The following is a 15128-nucleotide window of genomic DNA, read 5'->3' on the forward strand; positions in this document are numbered from 1 at the left end:
TGAAGCGTCCCGGATTTTCCGGAGGCAGTTTCAATTGAGTCATGCGACCATATCGAGGTTCCCTCTAGCTGCATAGTAATTGGCTTCGGCCTCAGCGGGTGGGATGTGCCCGATGGGGCCGAACAGACGCTGGTTGTTGAACCAATCGACCCAGCGTAGCGTTGCCATTTCCACGGCCGACACGCTTGGCCATGATCGCTGCCGCCAGATCACTTCCGCCTTGTAGAGGCCGTTGATCGTCTCGGCCAAAGCGTTGTCGTAACTGTCGCCAACGCTGCCAACGGACGGGACGAGGTTGGCCTCTGCCAAGCGCTGGGTGTAGTTCATGGCCAGATATTGGACGCCCCTGTCGCTGTGATGGATCAGGCCGTCATCAGGGCCAGGCCTGCGCGCATGGATCGCCTGTTCCAGAGCATCGAGCACGAAGCCGGCGGTCGCCGACGTGCTGACCTTCCAGCCCACGATCCGGCGGGCATAGGCATCGATCACAAATGCCACGTAGACGAACCCGGCCCAGGTGTGGACATAGGTAAAGTCGACCACCCACAAAGCGTTCGGCCGGCTGACGCGGAACTCGCGGTTGACCTTGTCGAGCGGGCACGGCGCCTTGGGGTTGCTGACGGTCGTGACCGTCGTCTTGCCTCGTCGCACGCCTGCCAGCGACATGGTGCGCATCAACCGTTCCACGGTGCACTTGGCCACAGCGATGCCCTCGCGGCGTAACTGGTGCCAGACCTTGCGGGAACCGTAGAGGCCAAAGTTGTTGTCATGGACACGCCTGATCTCTTCCTTGATCTCATCATCGCGCCGGGCACGGGCCGGACGCCTGGTAGGATCTGCAAGCCGGGCAGCATGCTCGTGGTAGGAGGACGGGGCGATCGCCAGTTCACGGCAGATCGGCTCGATACCCAGTTCCTCACGGTGCGTGTCGATAAACGACATCACCATTTGCCGTGGCGGTCGAGCTCCGCCTGAGCAAAATATGCGGATGCCTTGCGGAGTATCTCGTTGGCCCGGCGCAACTCCTTCACTTCGCGTTCCAGCGCCTTGACCCGGTCCCGGTCGCTGGCGGCCTGCGCCGCTGGTCCCGCTCGTCGGCTCGCCTCCTCACGGCACCAGCGGCGCAGCGTCTCGGTCGTGCAGCCAACCTTCCCGGCAATCGAAGACAACGCTGCCCATTCCGACGGGTAATCCCCCCGGTGCTCATCCACCATTCGCACCGCGCGGTCACGAAACTCTGGCGAAAACTTGTTCCTTGTAGCGCTCATTCTGGCTCCTTCTCACAAATAGGAGCCTCCGGAAAACCCGGGACGCTTCAGGTCCTTTCCGGGGCGATCTTATGCGGGGGCAAATGTCCCGCGAGAAATGAAATCTGCGTGCGCTTTTCAATCGGGTTTTCTGATTAGAGCCGCGCCAGCGAACGCAAGGCTAAATGCGTGCAAACTCATGCAAATGAGCCGCGCAAGGCTTCGCCGCGCATCACTTTGCCGGAATAACGCGAATAAACCGGCGGCACGTGACCGCCGGTTTATATTGGTCAGGCAATACGCCAGATGCGGAAACCGTCAGAAGTCTTGCGCTGGGTGAAGCGCTTGCCTGCGCCAGCTTTGGTTTTCGTAAAACCGCTGAAGGCGGACGATAGCCGGTTTTTATCCGTCAACCCACCGCAAAGGTGAACGCTGTCGCCAACGTCCATATTTTTGAGCGTAGCTGCTAAACCCGTCCTTGCAGTTCCATAAGGGGGGACGGGCACTTGCTTTTCGATTTCGAACATTCTGTAAAACCTAGAGTAGTTAACACCATCTGCATCTCCATTTGTGTGGGTCGATGGGTCTATCTTTAGGTTGTTTGCCGTGTAGTTCCTCCCCCACCGTTTCCGCTTCCGTTTTGAAATGCGCTCACTTCACGACACTGGCGTGACCAGTACCCCAGATAGGGAATAGCGTGGGGAGCAGCGCGCACGGGGTTAATATCTGTATTGGTCGGCCGCTGGGTTACACATGGATGCAACGCATTGATTTACGAAGATAAATTAGGCGCTCAGGCGGAGATTTGTGCAACCTGTGTGCCCGCTTCACATTCTTTTCCCCCGCGTTCCTCTGTTCACAAGCATTTTCATAAAAGTTTCTAAAAGGCGCATACAAAGTTCCACAAGTTCCACAAATGGCAGATTTCTGCGGGTTCCGGCTTGTGTAACTCGCCCGGCAAGTCACACAGGCACGCGGCAAGTTACACATCGACGCCCGCCCACCTAGACCGCCCGGCAGTCTGGAACGATCAGACCCGCCCCGTGCGGGGTTTTTCGTGCCCGTCGTCCGCGCGGCGTTTAAACGTAGCCAGCCGCCGCTCCGCCGCCCGGCGGAAAGCGCCCGGCGCACGCCAGATAGTGGACGGCGCGTGGAGCGGGGCACGCGGGGCCGAAATAGGGGTGCACCCCGCGACCCTGTTAAGTAGCTGAAACCACCAGATATTCTCCAAGGGGGTGCATGTGGTGATGCCGATTTGCATTCTTTTCCCCGCGCTCCCTCTGCTCACAAGCATTTTCATAAAAGTTCCTAAAGGGGGGGCACCCCCATGCACCCCCGCACCCCAAGGGGCAAAGATCGACGGAAATCTGCGCGTTTCGCAGGGGTGCATGGTCGGGGTGCGCCCCGCACCCCATTTGCGATAGGGTGCACCCCCAAGGCGGGCGCGGGCTGGGTATAGTTGAGCGCCCGCGATGTTTTGCCCGGCGGCACTTGCTGCTAAGTTTCTAAAAACATTGATCTGGGGGCAGCAGTGAATTTTCCAGCAAGCGTGCAAGAAATTATTGAGGTGATTGGGGTGAGTGAAACCGCCCACCTCATCAAAAACCTTCCGACCTATCGCGAGAACATGGGCGGTCGTGCGGTCGAGCGCGTTATCCTATACGTCCCTAAGTCTGTCGGTCCGGGGCATCGACTGGCTAATATACTTGGTCTGGAAACAGCCCAAAAACTTTGCGCCGGGTTCGGCGGGGAGACTTTGAAACCCGCAAACGCAAACTGTATCGAACGTTGGGAACGGAACACCAAAATTTTACGGATGGCGAATGAGGGGGTGCCCTCTCGTATCATCGCTAGATCGTTCGACTTAACCGATAGGCAAATCAGGAATATCGTGCGGCGAAGCGGAAACGGTGGGGGGGAACTACGTGGGGCGAACGACCTATAGCGAAAGCATGTAGGCGCAAAACTGCCACCCTGAGCACCATAACGCCAGCCCGCGCCCACGCACGCGGCGCAACGGGCAGCGCGACGAACACGGACAACACTTTCACATTACACAGCGGCTGGGGCAGAGCGCCGACACTCTAACAAATGCTATGATAAGAAAATTAAACGCTCGTGAGCGAAGGATGCGTGGCGGGCTGCTATATGACGGGGCAAACGGCTAATAATGAACGCCCGCAAATATGCGACAGGCAGCGCGTAAGTTCCCGCCTAGTCCCACCTAATCCTTCTTCGGCGGTGGCGGTGGCGGTGGCGGAACTTGTGTCTTCCGACCAAAGTCACCATCGTCGATCTTGCGATATTCGCGTTCGGGTTCTTTTGCCATTCAATCTCGGTAAGCTAACGATGTTCGCATGATCAATAATTTTAAATCTTTTTCCGCACTGCCAGAGCAGTTGCAGGTTGAAGCACTGCGCGAAGGAGAGGCGCGAATGCAAGCGCAGCTAGCTGTGGCGACAGCCGCAGACCAGCGCGCCTTGACGTGGGGCGGTATGCTAGTTGCGGCTGCGACAGGGGCTATCGGTGGCGGGTTGGCCTTAATTGGCAAATCCACGCCCGATTATGTTCTGGGCCTACTTGCGGTCGGGTTTTCGTTCGCAATGATGATTGCTTCTTGGCATTCCCTTCAAACAGTTCAGCCAGGACAATTTTGCCTCCCCGGCAACCGTCCAGCCAACTGGCTGCCGGAAAATTGGGAATGCATCGGAACCGATGGCCGAATGGTTCAGCAAGCGCGCCGGGAACAAGCCGAACACTTAAGCAACCAAATTGCTGAAAATGCGGAGAACGCGAGTAAACGGGCGGCCAAAATGGCCCGTTCGTTCAAATTGGCAAAGGTCACGCTTTTCGTAAGCGGCGCGATCCTACTGGCGATAATTGCCGCAAGATTTTTTGACCACGGCGCTATGCTGTTAATCGAGCAAGCATTTTCTCGCTGCCTTGGCAGAAATTAAGCTTTTCGATCAGTCGTCTAAGCTGGCACAAGCGGGACAACTGCCGCCGCCGCCAGATCGTCCAGACCGTCCGCAATCCAGCGCCCATAGTGGCGTTCAATCATCGCAATCGACGTGTCATGCAGCGCCGCGACCAAGCGCAGCGGCAGCCCGGCGCGAATGCCCCGCACAATGCTGGAATGCCGCAAGGCGTAGGGCACAACGTCGTCCGCCAGATTGGCGGCCTTGCGGATTTCCGCCCACGGCTCCACGAGCCGGGCAGCCATGCCCCATGGGCGCTGCCCCACCGCCACCCATTTCAATTGCCCCGGCTCTCGCATCATTTTGGGGCGGGTCAACAGCAAGTCACCCCCTGCCCGCCCCCTAATAGCTGGAGCAAGCGCGGCTAGCACGTCCGCACCCACTGGCACGGGTGTCGCTTCTGGCTTGCTGCCCTGCCCCTTGCGGCTTGCTGGGACCATCAGGCGCGAACGATCCGCCTGCACATCGCGGACGGTAAGCCGGGCTACTTGCGAAAATCTCGCGCCGGTCGCAGCCAAAACGATTATCATGCGGTATAAATCGCCACCCCAACTGCCCGCCGCGTCCACATCGCGCGCCGCCGTGATGATTTCGCCAATCTTCGAATCTGGCAAAATTTGATTTTCCCGCGCTGTTGCTTCGCCAGCCTCAGCCGACGCCTTGCGCGAAATGTGCAGCCCTTCCGTTACGGTCATGGGAAATGATGCGGGCAACTTCGTGCGGTGCAAGCGATAGGCCATATTTAGTGCTGCGCGTAGGTCGGCAGAAATGTGTCGGCGTGTGGACGCCTTCAAGGTAGGGGGCAGCGCGTCGCGCCATTCCGAAAGCTGCGCCTCTGTCAAATCATGCAGCGGCACGTCAGCAATTGGCGCAGCTTCTCGCGCTTCCATGTTGCCGCCCGCCACGCGCCCGGTAACGTATCGCTCAAGCGCGGATGATGATGCGGTGCGCAATGCCTCGCTGCCGGTGCGCTCGCGCAGTCTGGCGTCGCGCATTTCTGAATAGGCAAGCACCGCCGACCTGACAGAATGCACCACACCGTCTGCCTTTGCGCGTTCTTCCCGGCGGACAGCCTCCACCCGCTCGCGTGCGGCCCGGACAGCAGCATTGAAATCCAAAGTGCCTTCCGTGATCGCATCATCAGCCGCGCCCAATTTGTCGCGGTGATAGTGCCCCTCTGCAACCCGCCATCGGACCAGCCAGACGCCGCCGCGCTTGCCCTTGCGATAGCCAAGGTGCGTGTCCGCATCTATCCCGCGCCAGTGCAACCCCTCGCCCAGCTTCGCCCGCGCGTTGCGCGTCGTTAGCGTGGCTTCCTTCAATGTGCGCGCCATGCGACGGCCCTTTCATCGGTGAAATATACGTGAAATATATAGCCGCGTATACTGGCATACAAGCGCGGACGTCGAATTGCCAAAACCAAGCAATTTCGCGCACTTGGGTGAACAACGGCGGACAATGAAATCCCGTTCCGTCGTCAATCTGGATGGAAACAGGGCGCTGGGGCTGATCAGGCCCGCGCATTTCCCAAACAGCTGATTCACTGGATTTGTTCGGAGAAAGCGCACGCGTGGGCGCGGTGCCGAAAATCGGCACCGCGTTAAACCCATCGCTGTGATAAAATCCCCAGGGTGGCGCGAGTGACGGGGCTCGAACCCGCGACCTCCGGCGTGACAGGCCGGCGCTCTAACCAACTGAGCTACACCCGCATATCCCTGCAATCAGCAGCTTTTGCAAAGCGTGCGCCCCTTGGGGAGCCGCGCAACTAGGCGAGGAAATTTTTGCTGTCAACGACTTTGCTGCAGGAAAAATGACAGAAGCCAAAATCTTTTTCGTGAGCCGCAGTTTTGCGTCTCGCAGCGGCAAAATTTTTCGCTTGAGAGCCCTTTGCCATGTGGCCGGCGGCAGCGATCTCTCCCTCACGGAATGAAAAGGCGGGTGCAATGATCGCGATTCATGCGAAATGATTCGAACGAAAAGCCGAAAATAATTCTCGGCGTGCAGATGGGGCGGAAGGAACCGGGCTGCCCGGCGCCCTGCCCCTGCCCATGCCCCCTGCCCCTGCGCACTATCAATGATCGGAAGCGAGGAAGGGATAGTCGGTGTAACCCGTCTCGTCTCCGCCATAGAACGTGTCCTGATCGGGCTCATTGAGATCGGCACCGATCCGGAAGCGTTCGGGAAGGTCGGGATTGGCAATGAAGGGGCGGCCAAACGTTACCGCATCGGCACCGCCTTGCGCGATAGCCGTGGCGGCCGCGGCACCGTCATAGCCGCCATTACCCAGATAGACGCCGTCATAGAGCGCGCGCAGGCGCTTTAGCAGGGCGCGATCGTCGTCGCTGGTGTTCTGCCCGTAAAACTCCTCGATCGCGTGGAGATAGGCAAGGCCGCGCCCGGCCAGCATGCGATAGGCCGCACTGAAGGTCTCTTCGGGATCGCTGTCAGACATGTCGTTGGCCTGCCCCAGAGGCGACAGGCGAACGCCAACGCGATCTGCCGGAAAAACATCGCAGACCCGGTCCAGCACTTCGCGCAACAGGCGCTGCCGGTTCTCGACCGAGCCTCCGTAACCGTCGTCGCGCTTGTTCACGCCATCCTGCAGGAACTGGTCGAGCAGATAGCCATTGGCGGCATGCACCTCGACCCCGTCGAAGCCCGCCGCCTTGGCGCAGCGTGCAGCATGGCCGTAGTCGTCGAGCAGACCCGCAATGCCATCGGCGGATAGCGCCACCGGCTCGGACGTAGCCTCGAACCCGTTTTCAGTGAATGTCTGGGCCTTGGCGCGAATGGCGCTGGATGACACCGGCTGCGCGCCATCGGGCAGCAGCGAGACGTGACTGATCCGTCCCACGTGCCAGAGTTGGCAGAAAATGCGTCCGCCTGCGGCATGCACGGCCTCGATGATGGGCTTCCACCCCGCGACATGGGCGTCGGTATGGATGCCAGGCGTATCCTTGTACCCCTTGGCCATTAAAGAGATCTGCGTTGCCTCGGATATGATCAGCCCGGCCGAGGCGCGTTGACGGTAATAGGTTGCCGCCATATCGCGCGGCGTGCCATCGGGCATCGCCCGGTTGCGGGTAAGCGGGGCCATCAATACGCGGTTCGGGAGTTCGATCGCACCCACGCGCAGCGGTTTGAAAAGAATGTCGGTATCGGTCATTTGAAAGATCCTTGGGGGATTGGTCGGAAAGGAACTGTGAGCAACAGGCGTCAGCCTGCGATCTTGATCGCCTTAGCGTTCACGAATTCCTTTAGCCCCTCCGGTCCGTGTTCGCGGCCATAGCCAGAGTTCTTGACCCCGCCGAAAGGCAGGCTGGGCGACGCAACGTCAAAGCTGTTGATGAAGACCATGCCAGTATCGAAATGGATCGCGGCCAGCTTCCTGGCCTTCTCGACGTCCTTGCTGAAGATACCGCCACCAAGGCCATAGCGGCTGCCATTGGCGATGCGCATGGCGTCCTCGTCATCCTTCGCCTTGATGATGGATGCGGCAGGGCCGAACAACTCATCTTCATAAGCCGGTTGGCCCGGCGCGACATCGGCCAGTACGGTGGCGGGATAGAACCAGCCTTTACCATCGGGCATCTCGCCGCCGGTGACGAGGCGCGCGCCTTTTGCCACGCTTTCCTCGACCTGCCGGTGCAGCTTCTCGCGCTGCGACTTGCTGACCATGGGGCCAAGCTGCGTATTTTCATCCCTGGGATCGCCCATCTCGATCGCGGCAAACTGCTCTGCATAGGCTTTCACAAAGGCGTCGTAGTTCGCCTCTGTCACGATGAAGCGTTTCGCATTTACGCAGGTCTGGCCGTTATTATAGATTCGCCCCGCCACACAGGTCTTTACCGCGAGGTCGAGATCGGCATCGTCGAGCACCAGATACGCGTCGTTTGATCCCAGCTCGAGCACGGTCTTCTTGACCACCTCGCCAGCCTTTGCCGCGATATGGCGGCCTGCCTTGTCGCTCCCCGTCATGGTGACACCGCGGATGAGATCGTGTTCGATTATCGCGTCGGACTGGTCATGGGTGATGAACAACACGCCGAACAGGCCTTTGGGCAGACCGGCCTCTTCATACAGGTCGCGCAGGAACGCGCCGCTTCCGGTGCAATTCTCGGCATGTTTGAGCAGGACGCCATTGCCCGCCATCAGGCTGGCGATCGAATAACGCACTGCCTGATAGGCGGGGAAGTTCCACGGTTGGATACCATAGACGATGCCGATCGGCGCATGGGTTACGAAGGCGCTGGCGCCATCGACCTCGCGCTCTTCATCGGCGAGCACTTCCGGGCCATGGCTTGCGGTGTAATCGCAGATCGCCGCACACAGATCGACTTCATCACGGCTGTCCTTGAGCAGCTTGCCGACCTCGCGCGTCATGAGCTGGGCGAACTCCTCTTTCTTCTCCCGCAGTTTCGCCCCGATCGCTGCGATCACCTCGGCGCGGTCATCAAGGCTGCGCAGGCGCCAGTCGCGGAATGCCTTCTGGCTCGCTTCGATGACATTGCCGGCTTCCTCGTCAGACATGTAGGGGTAGGTTGCGATCACCTCTTCGGTGAGTGGATCGATGGTTGTCAGATGTTCCTGAGTCATGATTTTCCTAAAATTTTTGGCAAGTTGGCCACGGCTCGGGAGAGGCGCCTTCTAAAGCAGGACGCAGGGACGGCTCCGCCGTGATCGGCAGGCAAGGCCAGGCACACCCATCAGTCCTGTTCGGGAAGTCTCGTTGCCGTTTGTACAACATTTCAAAGCGCTGCGAGGCGGTCCGTTCCCGCTATTACCGCAGGCTCAAGACAGATGGGCGGGCAGGCGCGGCAGGCCGATTGTGGCCGCGTTTTTCAGGGGGCAATCAACCGCCCGGCCCAGTGTCGCTTACCGCGGCATCACCTTCTTTTCCTGCCGGTCGAAATTATCGATGGCGGCCATCGCACTCATGCCCGGTCCGCGCTCGTCCTTTGAAATGACCGAGAAGGACGCATCATTTTCCAGCGTAACCCAGGCCACCTTGTCGAGATCGGTAATTCCCGCCTTCCTGACTGCCGCCAGCACCTCGCGGCGCGAAATGCGTTCGCGCCGCATGGCCTCGTCGATAAAGCGCCCTTCGTCCATCAGCATGGTCGGGGTCGCCTTGACCGCCGAAGAAACGATATCGGACCGGCGGACAAGCGATGTCAGGACATATTGCATGGCCAGCAGCAGTCCGATGGCAAAGCCGCCTTCGACCAGAGTCGTGTCCTTCAGGATGATCGTCGATGCCGCGATGGAGCCGAGTGCCACCGTCACGATCCAGTCGAAATTGTTCATCTGTGAGGTCGAACGCTTGCCCGATATGCGGATGAACACGATGATCAGGAGATAAAGGACGGGCGCCGTGATCCCGATACGGATCAGCGGCTCCCAGCTTTCCGGCAAAAGGATCGGCTTCATCGCAGGATCGCCGCTTTATTCGGGGTCGGCATCGGATACAGCGGCATTGCCCGCCACGCGATCCTTCTCCGGATAATCCTCGGGCGAGACCGCATCCTGATTGCGCATCTCGTTATAAAGCTGGCTGTTACGCGAAGGATTCTCGCTGGCCGGGATATTCGCGGGGTTCTTGTCGGTCCGCACTTCGGATTCGGCGGCCTGCTTGTCTTTCGTCATGCACAATTCCTTTGAATAAGGGGATATGCAAGACCAACGCAGCGACGCAGCACTTGATCCGGAGAGCTTTTCCGCAGCCGTCAGACGGCAACATCGCCCTTGATCACCGGGTGCGGGTCATAACCCGTGACCTCGAAATCATCGATGGTGTAGCCGTCGATGGAATCGGGCTTTCGCGTCAGCGTCATCGTGGGCAGCGGTCGCGGGGTCCGCTCGATCTGTTCGCGCACCTGGTCGATATGGTTGAGATAGATGTGAACGTCGCCGCCCACCCAAACCAGTTCGCCGGGCGTCAGACCGGCCTGTTGCGCCAGCATGTGCAACAGCGCGGCCCCGCCGCTGAAGTTGAAGAACGACCCCAGAAACAGGTCGCAGGAACGCTGGAATATGAGACAATTGAGTTCATTGCGCGAATTTACATGAAACTGGTAGACCATGTGGCACGGCGGCAGCGCCATGCTGTCCAACTCACCCACGTTCCATGCGTGAAACAGCATGCGCCGGCTTGAAGGATTGTGCTTCAGCGTTTCGATCAGCGTGCCGATCTGGTCGTGCTCGCGGCCATCGGCATCCACCCATCGGCGCCACTGCTTGCCATAGACAGGGCCGAGTTCACCCCATTCCCGCGCGAATTCGTCCTCCGCGAGGATCCTGCCCTCGAATTCGTCTTGCGAGATATCGGTGCCGCTCGCCTTGCGATATTTCTCCAGCGGCCAGTCCGACCAGATCTTCACGTTCTGCTCGAGCAGCTGGCGGATATTGGTCCCGCCGGTCAGGAACCAGAGCATCTCCTTGACTGCGGTTTTCCAATAGACCCGCTTCGTCGTCATGATCGGAACCTGGCCATTGCTAAGATCGAAGCGCAGCAATTCGCCAAACAGGGAGCGCGTGCCGACGCCGGTGCGATCGACGCGCTCGTCACCCTTTTCCAGAACGCGCCTGAGGAGATCGAGAAACTGGTATTCGGGATGTTGCACTTAGGCCCCCTGAGTGACGCAGGCCCCTGTCCGCGGAACCTCAATGCAATTCGACTAACCGAGCCGCCCTGCGGCAACAAGCCGTTCGGTCATCCCGGCCGGATTGTCCACAAAGCTGCTGCACCATGCGGCGGGGATATCGGGCAGTGGTGATGGCAACTTTCGATTCGCGCCGCGGCAGCGATCCGGGCGGATATGCGAACCCGGCTCACTCCCCCATTTTCCTCTTCCGCATGAATGAGGCGGACGGGAGTAATCCATGCTGAAAAAACGGGATTTTTCGGGGAATCCAGGCAGGGATCACAAGCGAACGGCCTGCGGGCAAGCCTGTGACCAGCCTGTGAACATTCTGTGCAAACCCGCCGCAGGTCCATCATTCGCAAATGTCCGCTTGCCAGCCGCGATTCAGCCGCCTATAGGCGCGCCTCTGCCTCGCAGCCCGCTTGTCGGGTGGCATCGGTCGGGGAGTAGCTCAGCCTGGTAGAGCACTGTCTTCGGGAGGCAGGGGCCGGAGGTTCGAATCCTCTCTCCCCGACCAATTATTTCTTTTAAAAACCGGATACCGGCGCGCCGTTCGATATCGAGCGGCGCCCTGTTGCGCTGTGCGCTCGGCGGACCTGTTGCGCTGCGCGCTCGGCAGACAGGTGCCGCTAATGCGCGCATCATCCGCACTGATTGCCTTGGCCCGGCACGTGTGCCCGGCTGACCCAAAATCGACCCGTCATCATTTTGCCACGCGCTGCCTGAAAAGCCGTGCAATCCCATGCACATAATGACCATGACGACTGCCCAAAGAGCCGCACCGATACCCTTTGGACGATAGGCGGGCGAATTCGGGCATCCCCCCAATTAGCTCCTGCAGCAAATTCCGATTTGCGCGCGTCTGTTGTATGCCTCTGTCACGGGATCGGTCAGCGGGGCCATATTTTGCGATTAGGAAGAAGATTGCGACGAAACACTTTTCTTGTCACCGGAACGCCCCGCTCCGGGACCACGGTCGTTGGCGACATACTGGGCCTCGCCCCCAGCACGGTGACCCTGTATGAACCGATGAACGGCGACAGCGGTGACCGGTCGGTCGACCGTTATTTCGAGATCCCCGGCGCGCATGGCTATAGCAAGAAAAGCTTTGCCGATCTCGTCAGCCGTGTCAGCCGCCTCGACCTGAAGCTGCGCCCCGGCAATTTCGCGCATGAAACCGGGCTGAGGAAACTGGCCAAGAAAATCATCGGTGGCCGTTCACGCCATTCCCTGCGCATGGCGAAACTGCAGCCCACGGCACAGAACGTGATCTGGAAAGATCCCATCGCTCCGTTTGCCGCGCGTGCCTTTATCGAATGCACCGGGCAGCCGGTCGTCGCGACATTCCGCCCGCCGCACGCCGTGGTGGCCAGCCTCAAACGCCTGAACTGGACCTATAACATCCAGGAAATCGACGACGGGCTTAAGGGCAAGTACCTGTCCCGCAATCCGATGCGCAGCCCCGACGACGTGGTCGAAGGCGGCGCCGCCCTTTGGGCCATGGTCTATGGCGAGTTGATGGAACTGCACGAAGCGTATCCGGACAAGGTGCATTTCGTGTCGACCGAAGATCTAATCGACGATGCCCTCCCCGTGTTCGAACGGCTGTTCGACGATCTGAGCCTTGAGATGACGGACAAGATCCGTGAGAAGATCGTCGCCCGCTTCACGCCCAAGGACGCGCCCGAAACGCCCAATGGCCATCCGCATTCGCGCAATCGCGACATCCGGCAGGCCAATGAATACTGGCGCAAGATCCTGACCGACAATGAGATCGAGGTCGTGAACGACCGCGTCGGCACCATCCGCGAATTTTACGACACGCGCGCTTTTGCCTGATCGCGCGGTCTTTTAAAGTTCGAGACGCAGACCGATGGTCAGCCTGCGCGGCGAACCCGGGCCATAGGCGCGCGGGTTCGCCGCACCGGGCGCTTCTTCCAGTTCGACCTCGTCCACCTCGCTAAAGGTGCCGAAAGTCGCATAATCGCGGTCGAACACGTTTCGCAGCTCGGTAAAGAGCGACAGCCCGCGCATCATCTCCACCTTGCCGCGAAGGTTCAGGAGAGCATAGCCGGGTGTGAGCGCGTTGTCGTTTCCTTCATCGCCCACCAGCACGAGGCCGGACCGCGCCACGATATCGCCGCCAAGTGCAAAGCGGCGCGTGCCGATCATGCCTTCGTAATCGACGGTAAGCGTGGCGCTGTGGCGCGGAATGCCGGGCAGCCGGTCGCCCGCCATAACTGCGATCGTGCCGTCATCCGCCGCCGCCGGATTTTGCGGGCTCGACAGGGTGAGCGGCGTGCGGAAAGTCGCATCGGTAAAGGCATAGCCTGCCCTCACCTGCCAGCCGCCATGCGTTGCCGACAGATTCAATTCCAGCCCCTGCCTGCGCGTCGAGCCGACATTGAGGAAATAGGCCCGCCCCCTGACGCGCGATGCGATGAACTGGATGTCATCGATATTCGTCGTTCTGAAACCCGAAACGTCCCAGTCGATGTCCCAACCTGCGGCCGTGCCCTCACCCGATGCACCCAGCTCCCAGCTTTTCGCCACGACCTGGCGCAGCGGCGGATCGGCAATGAAGAAATTGGCGAGGCTGCACGGCGCATTCTCATCCGCGCATGACAGCTCGGCAGGTGTGGGCGCGCGATTGGTCTCGGCATAGCCGGCGCGCAGGGACAGCTTATCACCTACCTCATATTCCAGTTCCAAACCGGGGTTCAGGCGGCGGAAGCTATGATCGCCATTGAGCGCGGTGCCGATCCGGTCGATCAGTTCGATCCCGGCCCAGTTCCAGCGCAGCCCGATCTCGGCCGTCAGCCGCGACGTGATCGGCAGGCTGTCGGCAAGGAACACGCCTATATATTCGGTCTTCGCCGTCAATGAGACCGGGGCGATGGCCCCATCTGCCTGCACGATGATCGGCCCAAGCCCATCGACGCTGCGATCATCGGTCAGCGCCCCCAGTTCCGCGCTGGTGGCAAAGCGGCTGGTCGATCCGTCATAGCTGACCCCCAGGGCAAGCCGATTGGTGCCGCCCCAAATTTCCCGCTCATCCACCAGCTGCAGCATGCCGCCCATCGAGCGCGTATGCAGCCGCCCGCGATTGAGGACGCCATAATCCTCACCGCCCAGCATTTCGGCAATGGCATTGCCGTCCGCATCGGTCAGCAGGCTCTGCTCCTCTTCGCCGCCGTCATCCTCGTCCACGGTCTCAAGGCACAGGAAAGCCTCGTCATCTTCGCAGGTCTCGATATCGGCGGCATCGCCGTTTACGGTACGCGCCTTGAGCCGCTGACGGTAGAACGTGCCTTCCAGCCGCGTGCTATCCCCCAGGCCGACCCATGGGTGCAGGCTGATCCGGCCATAGCGGCTGGTGGAATTATCGGGCCAGGTGAACACGGATCTGCGCCGCGCCGCGAGCAGTTCCACCGGGGCGACGCCATTGCCGGTCAGATCCGTGTCAGCCCCGACGAATTTCGCGTGCACCCCTGCCGTTTCACCATCGAAGCCAAGGTCAGCATAGGCATTGAACAATTCCGACGGGCTGTGATCGCGCCAGCCATCCTCCTTACGCCATTGCCCGGCGGCAAATGCGCTGAAGTCACCCTTCGCCATGCCGGCGGCTATGCTCGCATCGCGCTCGCCATAGCTTCCGCCTGCCAGCGATGCTTCCAGTCCGGGGTCGCCTGCCCCGGTCTTCGTTTCCATGACCATCGTGCCGCCCAGCGCGTTGAGGCCATAGGCAGGGCTCGCATCGAGCAGTGACACCGAACGGATCGCAGCGTCGGGTATGAGGTCGAAACCGACCGTATCGCCGAATGGCTGATTGAAGCGCGCACCATCCAGATACACCGCCAGCCCCTGCGCCTGCCCCTGCAATGGCGAAGCGGTAAAGCCGCGATAGACGAGATTGGGCTGCCATGGATTGCCCTGCGCATCCTGAAGCGAAACGCCCGCGATATTGCGGGTCAGCGCGGCCAGCACATCGGGCGAGCCGGTGCGGCCAATGTCGGCGCTGTCCAGGCTTTCGGCCTCTTCGATCTCGATCCCTCCGCCGGGTGCGGTGACGATGATCGTGCGCGGTCCGTCAGACAGGTCGTCTTCGGCAAAGGCCGCGCCGGGCTGGCATGCCAGAGCCGTCAATCCCGCCGAAGCGAGCCATGCAAATCGTGCCGACAACGGCGCGCTCTCCCAAAGCGTATTCTCTTTCGCTTAGGAGTAACGAAATGCTCCGGCCATGCATACTTGTGCCAAGG

Annotated in this window: 11 protein-coding genes, 2 tRNA genes and 1 other annotated feature; of the genes, 3 read left to right on the forward strand and 10 right to left on the reverse strand. The window is 60.2% G+C overall.

Annotated elements, in window-relative coordinates:
- Nucleotides 1–39 precede the first annotated feature (39 nt).
- Nucleotides 40–1268, reverse strand: a protein-coding gene (locus A9D13_RS01595) for an IS3 family transposase (RefSeq protein ID WP_373288794.1) whose coding sequence is annotated in 2 segments (ribosomal slippage) — nt 40–977 and nt 977–1268 — 1230 coding nt in all. Because the reading frame shifts where the segments join, the coding sequence is not laid out codon by codon here.
- Nucleotides 873–987, reverse strand: a sequence feature (AL1L pseudoknot). Its footprint overlaps the gene before it by 115 nt.
- A gap of 269 nt (nt 1269–1537) precedes the next feature.
- A complete protein-coding gene (locus tag A9D13_RS20345; RefSeq protein WP_156521860.1) occupies nt 1538–1774 on the reverse strand; it encodes a hypothetical protein in 237 nt (78 codons plus the stop codon).
- A gap of 1830 nt (nt 1775–3604) precedes the next feature.
- Between A9D13_RS20345 and A9D13_RS01615 the strand changes: the two genes are divergently transcribed.
- Nucleotides 3605–4204 (forward strand): hypothetical protein, encoded by a 600-nt coding sequence (locus tag A9D13_RS01615; RefSeq protein ID WP_066769263.1) that lies wholly within the window; start codon nt 3605–3607, stop codon nt 4202–4204.
- A gap of 17 nt (nt 4205–4221) precedes the next feature.
- On the opposite strand, the gene A9D13_RS01620 is transcribed toward A9D13_RS01615, so the two are convergent.
- The 7 genes from A9D13_RS01620 to thyA all read right to left on the reverse strand — a co-directional run bounded on the left by A9D13_RS01620 (nt 4222) and on the right by thyA (nt 10848).
- Nucleotides 4222–5343 carry a tyrosine-type recombinase/integrase gene (locus A9D13_RS01620; RefSeq protein ID WP_229665586.1) on the reverse strand — a complete coding sequence of 374 codons (1122 nt, stop codon included), beginning with the start codon at nt 5341–5343 and terminating at the stop codon, nt 4222–4224.
- A 514-nt stretch (nt 5344–5857) separates the two neighbouring features.
- Nucleotides 5858–5934, reverse strand: a tRNA-Asp gene (locus tag A9D13_RS01625).
- Between the two features lie 362 nt (nt 5935–6296).
- A complete protein-coding gene (locus tag A9D13_RS01630) occupies nt 6297–7391 on the reverse strand; it encodes an alkene reductase (protein ID WP_066769270.1) in 1095 nt (364 codons plus the stop codon).
- A 50-nt stretch (nt 7392–7441) separates the two neighbouring features.
- Entirely contained in the window at nt 7442–8821 is a 1380-nt protein-coding gene (locus A9D13_RS01635) for an NAD-dependent succinate-semialdehyde dehydrogenase (protein ID WP_066769274.1), read from the reverse strand.
- Between the two features lie 279 nt (nt 8822–9100).
- Nucleotides 9101–9655 (reverse strand): DUF421 domain-containing protein, encoded by a 555-nt coding sequence (locus A9D13_RS01640; protein WP_066769275.1) that lies wholly within the window; start codon nt 9653–9655, stop codon nt 9101–9103.
- A 15-nt stretch (nt 9656–9670) separates the two neighbouring features.
- Nucleotides 9671–9871 carry a hypothetical protein gene (locus tag A9D13_RS01645; protein WP_066769281.1) on the reverse strand — a complete coding sequence of 67 codons (201 nt, stop codon included), beginning with the start codon at nt 9869–9871 and terminating at the stop codon, nt 9671–9673.
- Between the two features lie 80 nt (nt 9872–9951).
- Nucleotides 9952–10848 carry a thymidylate synthase gene (gene thyA / locus A9D13_RS01650; RefSeq protein WP_066769283.1) on the reverse strand — a complete coding sequence of 299 codons (897 nt, stop codon included), beginning with the start codon at nt 10846–10848 and terminating at the stop codon, nt 9952–9954.
- A gap of 461 nt (nt 10849–11309) precedes the next feature.
- On the opposite strand from thyA, the gene A9D13_RS01655 reads away from it, so the two are divergent.
- Both A9D13_RS01655 and A9D13_RS01660 read left to right on the forward strand, forming a co-directional pair.
- A tRNA-Pro gene (locus A9D13_RS01655) sits at nt 11310–11386 on the forward strand.
- A gap of 407 nt (nt 11387–11793) precedes the next feature.
- Nucleotides 11794–12708 carry a sulfotransferase gene (locus A9D13_RS01660; protein WP_172808072.1) on the forward strand — a complete coding sequence of 305 codons (915 nt, stop codon included), beginning with the start codon at nt 11794–11796 and terminating at the stop codon, nt 12706–12708.
- 12 nt (nt 12709–12720) lie between these two features.
- On the opposite strand, the gene A9D13_RS01665 is transcribed toward A9D13_RS01660, so the two are convergent.
- Entirely contained in the window at nt 12721–15051 is a 2331-nt protein-coding gene (locus tag A9D13_RS01665; protein ID WP_066769292.1) for a TonB-dependent receptor, read from the reverse strand.
- Between the last annotated feature and the right edge of the window lie 77 nt (nt 15052–15128).

The organism is Croceicoccus mobilis (genome assembly GCF_001661965.1).
GTDB classification, from domain to species: Bacteria; Pseudomonadota; Alphaproteobacteria; order Sphingomonadales; family Sphingomonadaceae; genus Croceicoccus; species Croceicoccus mobilis.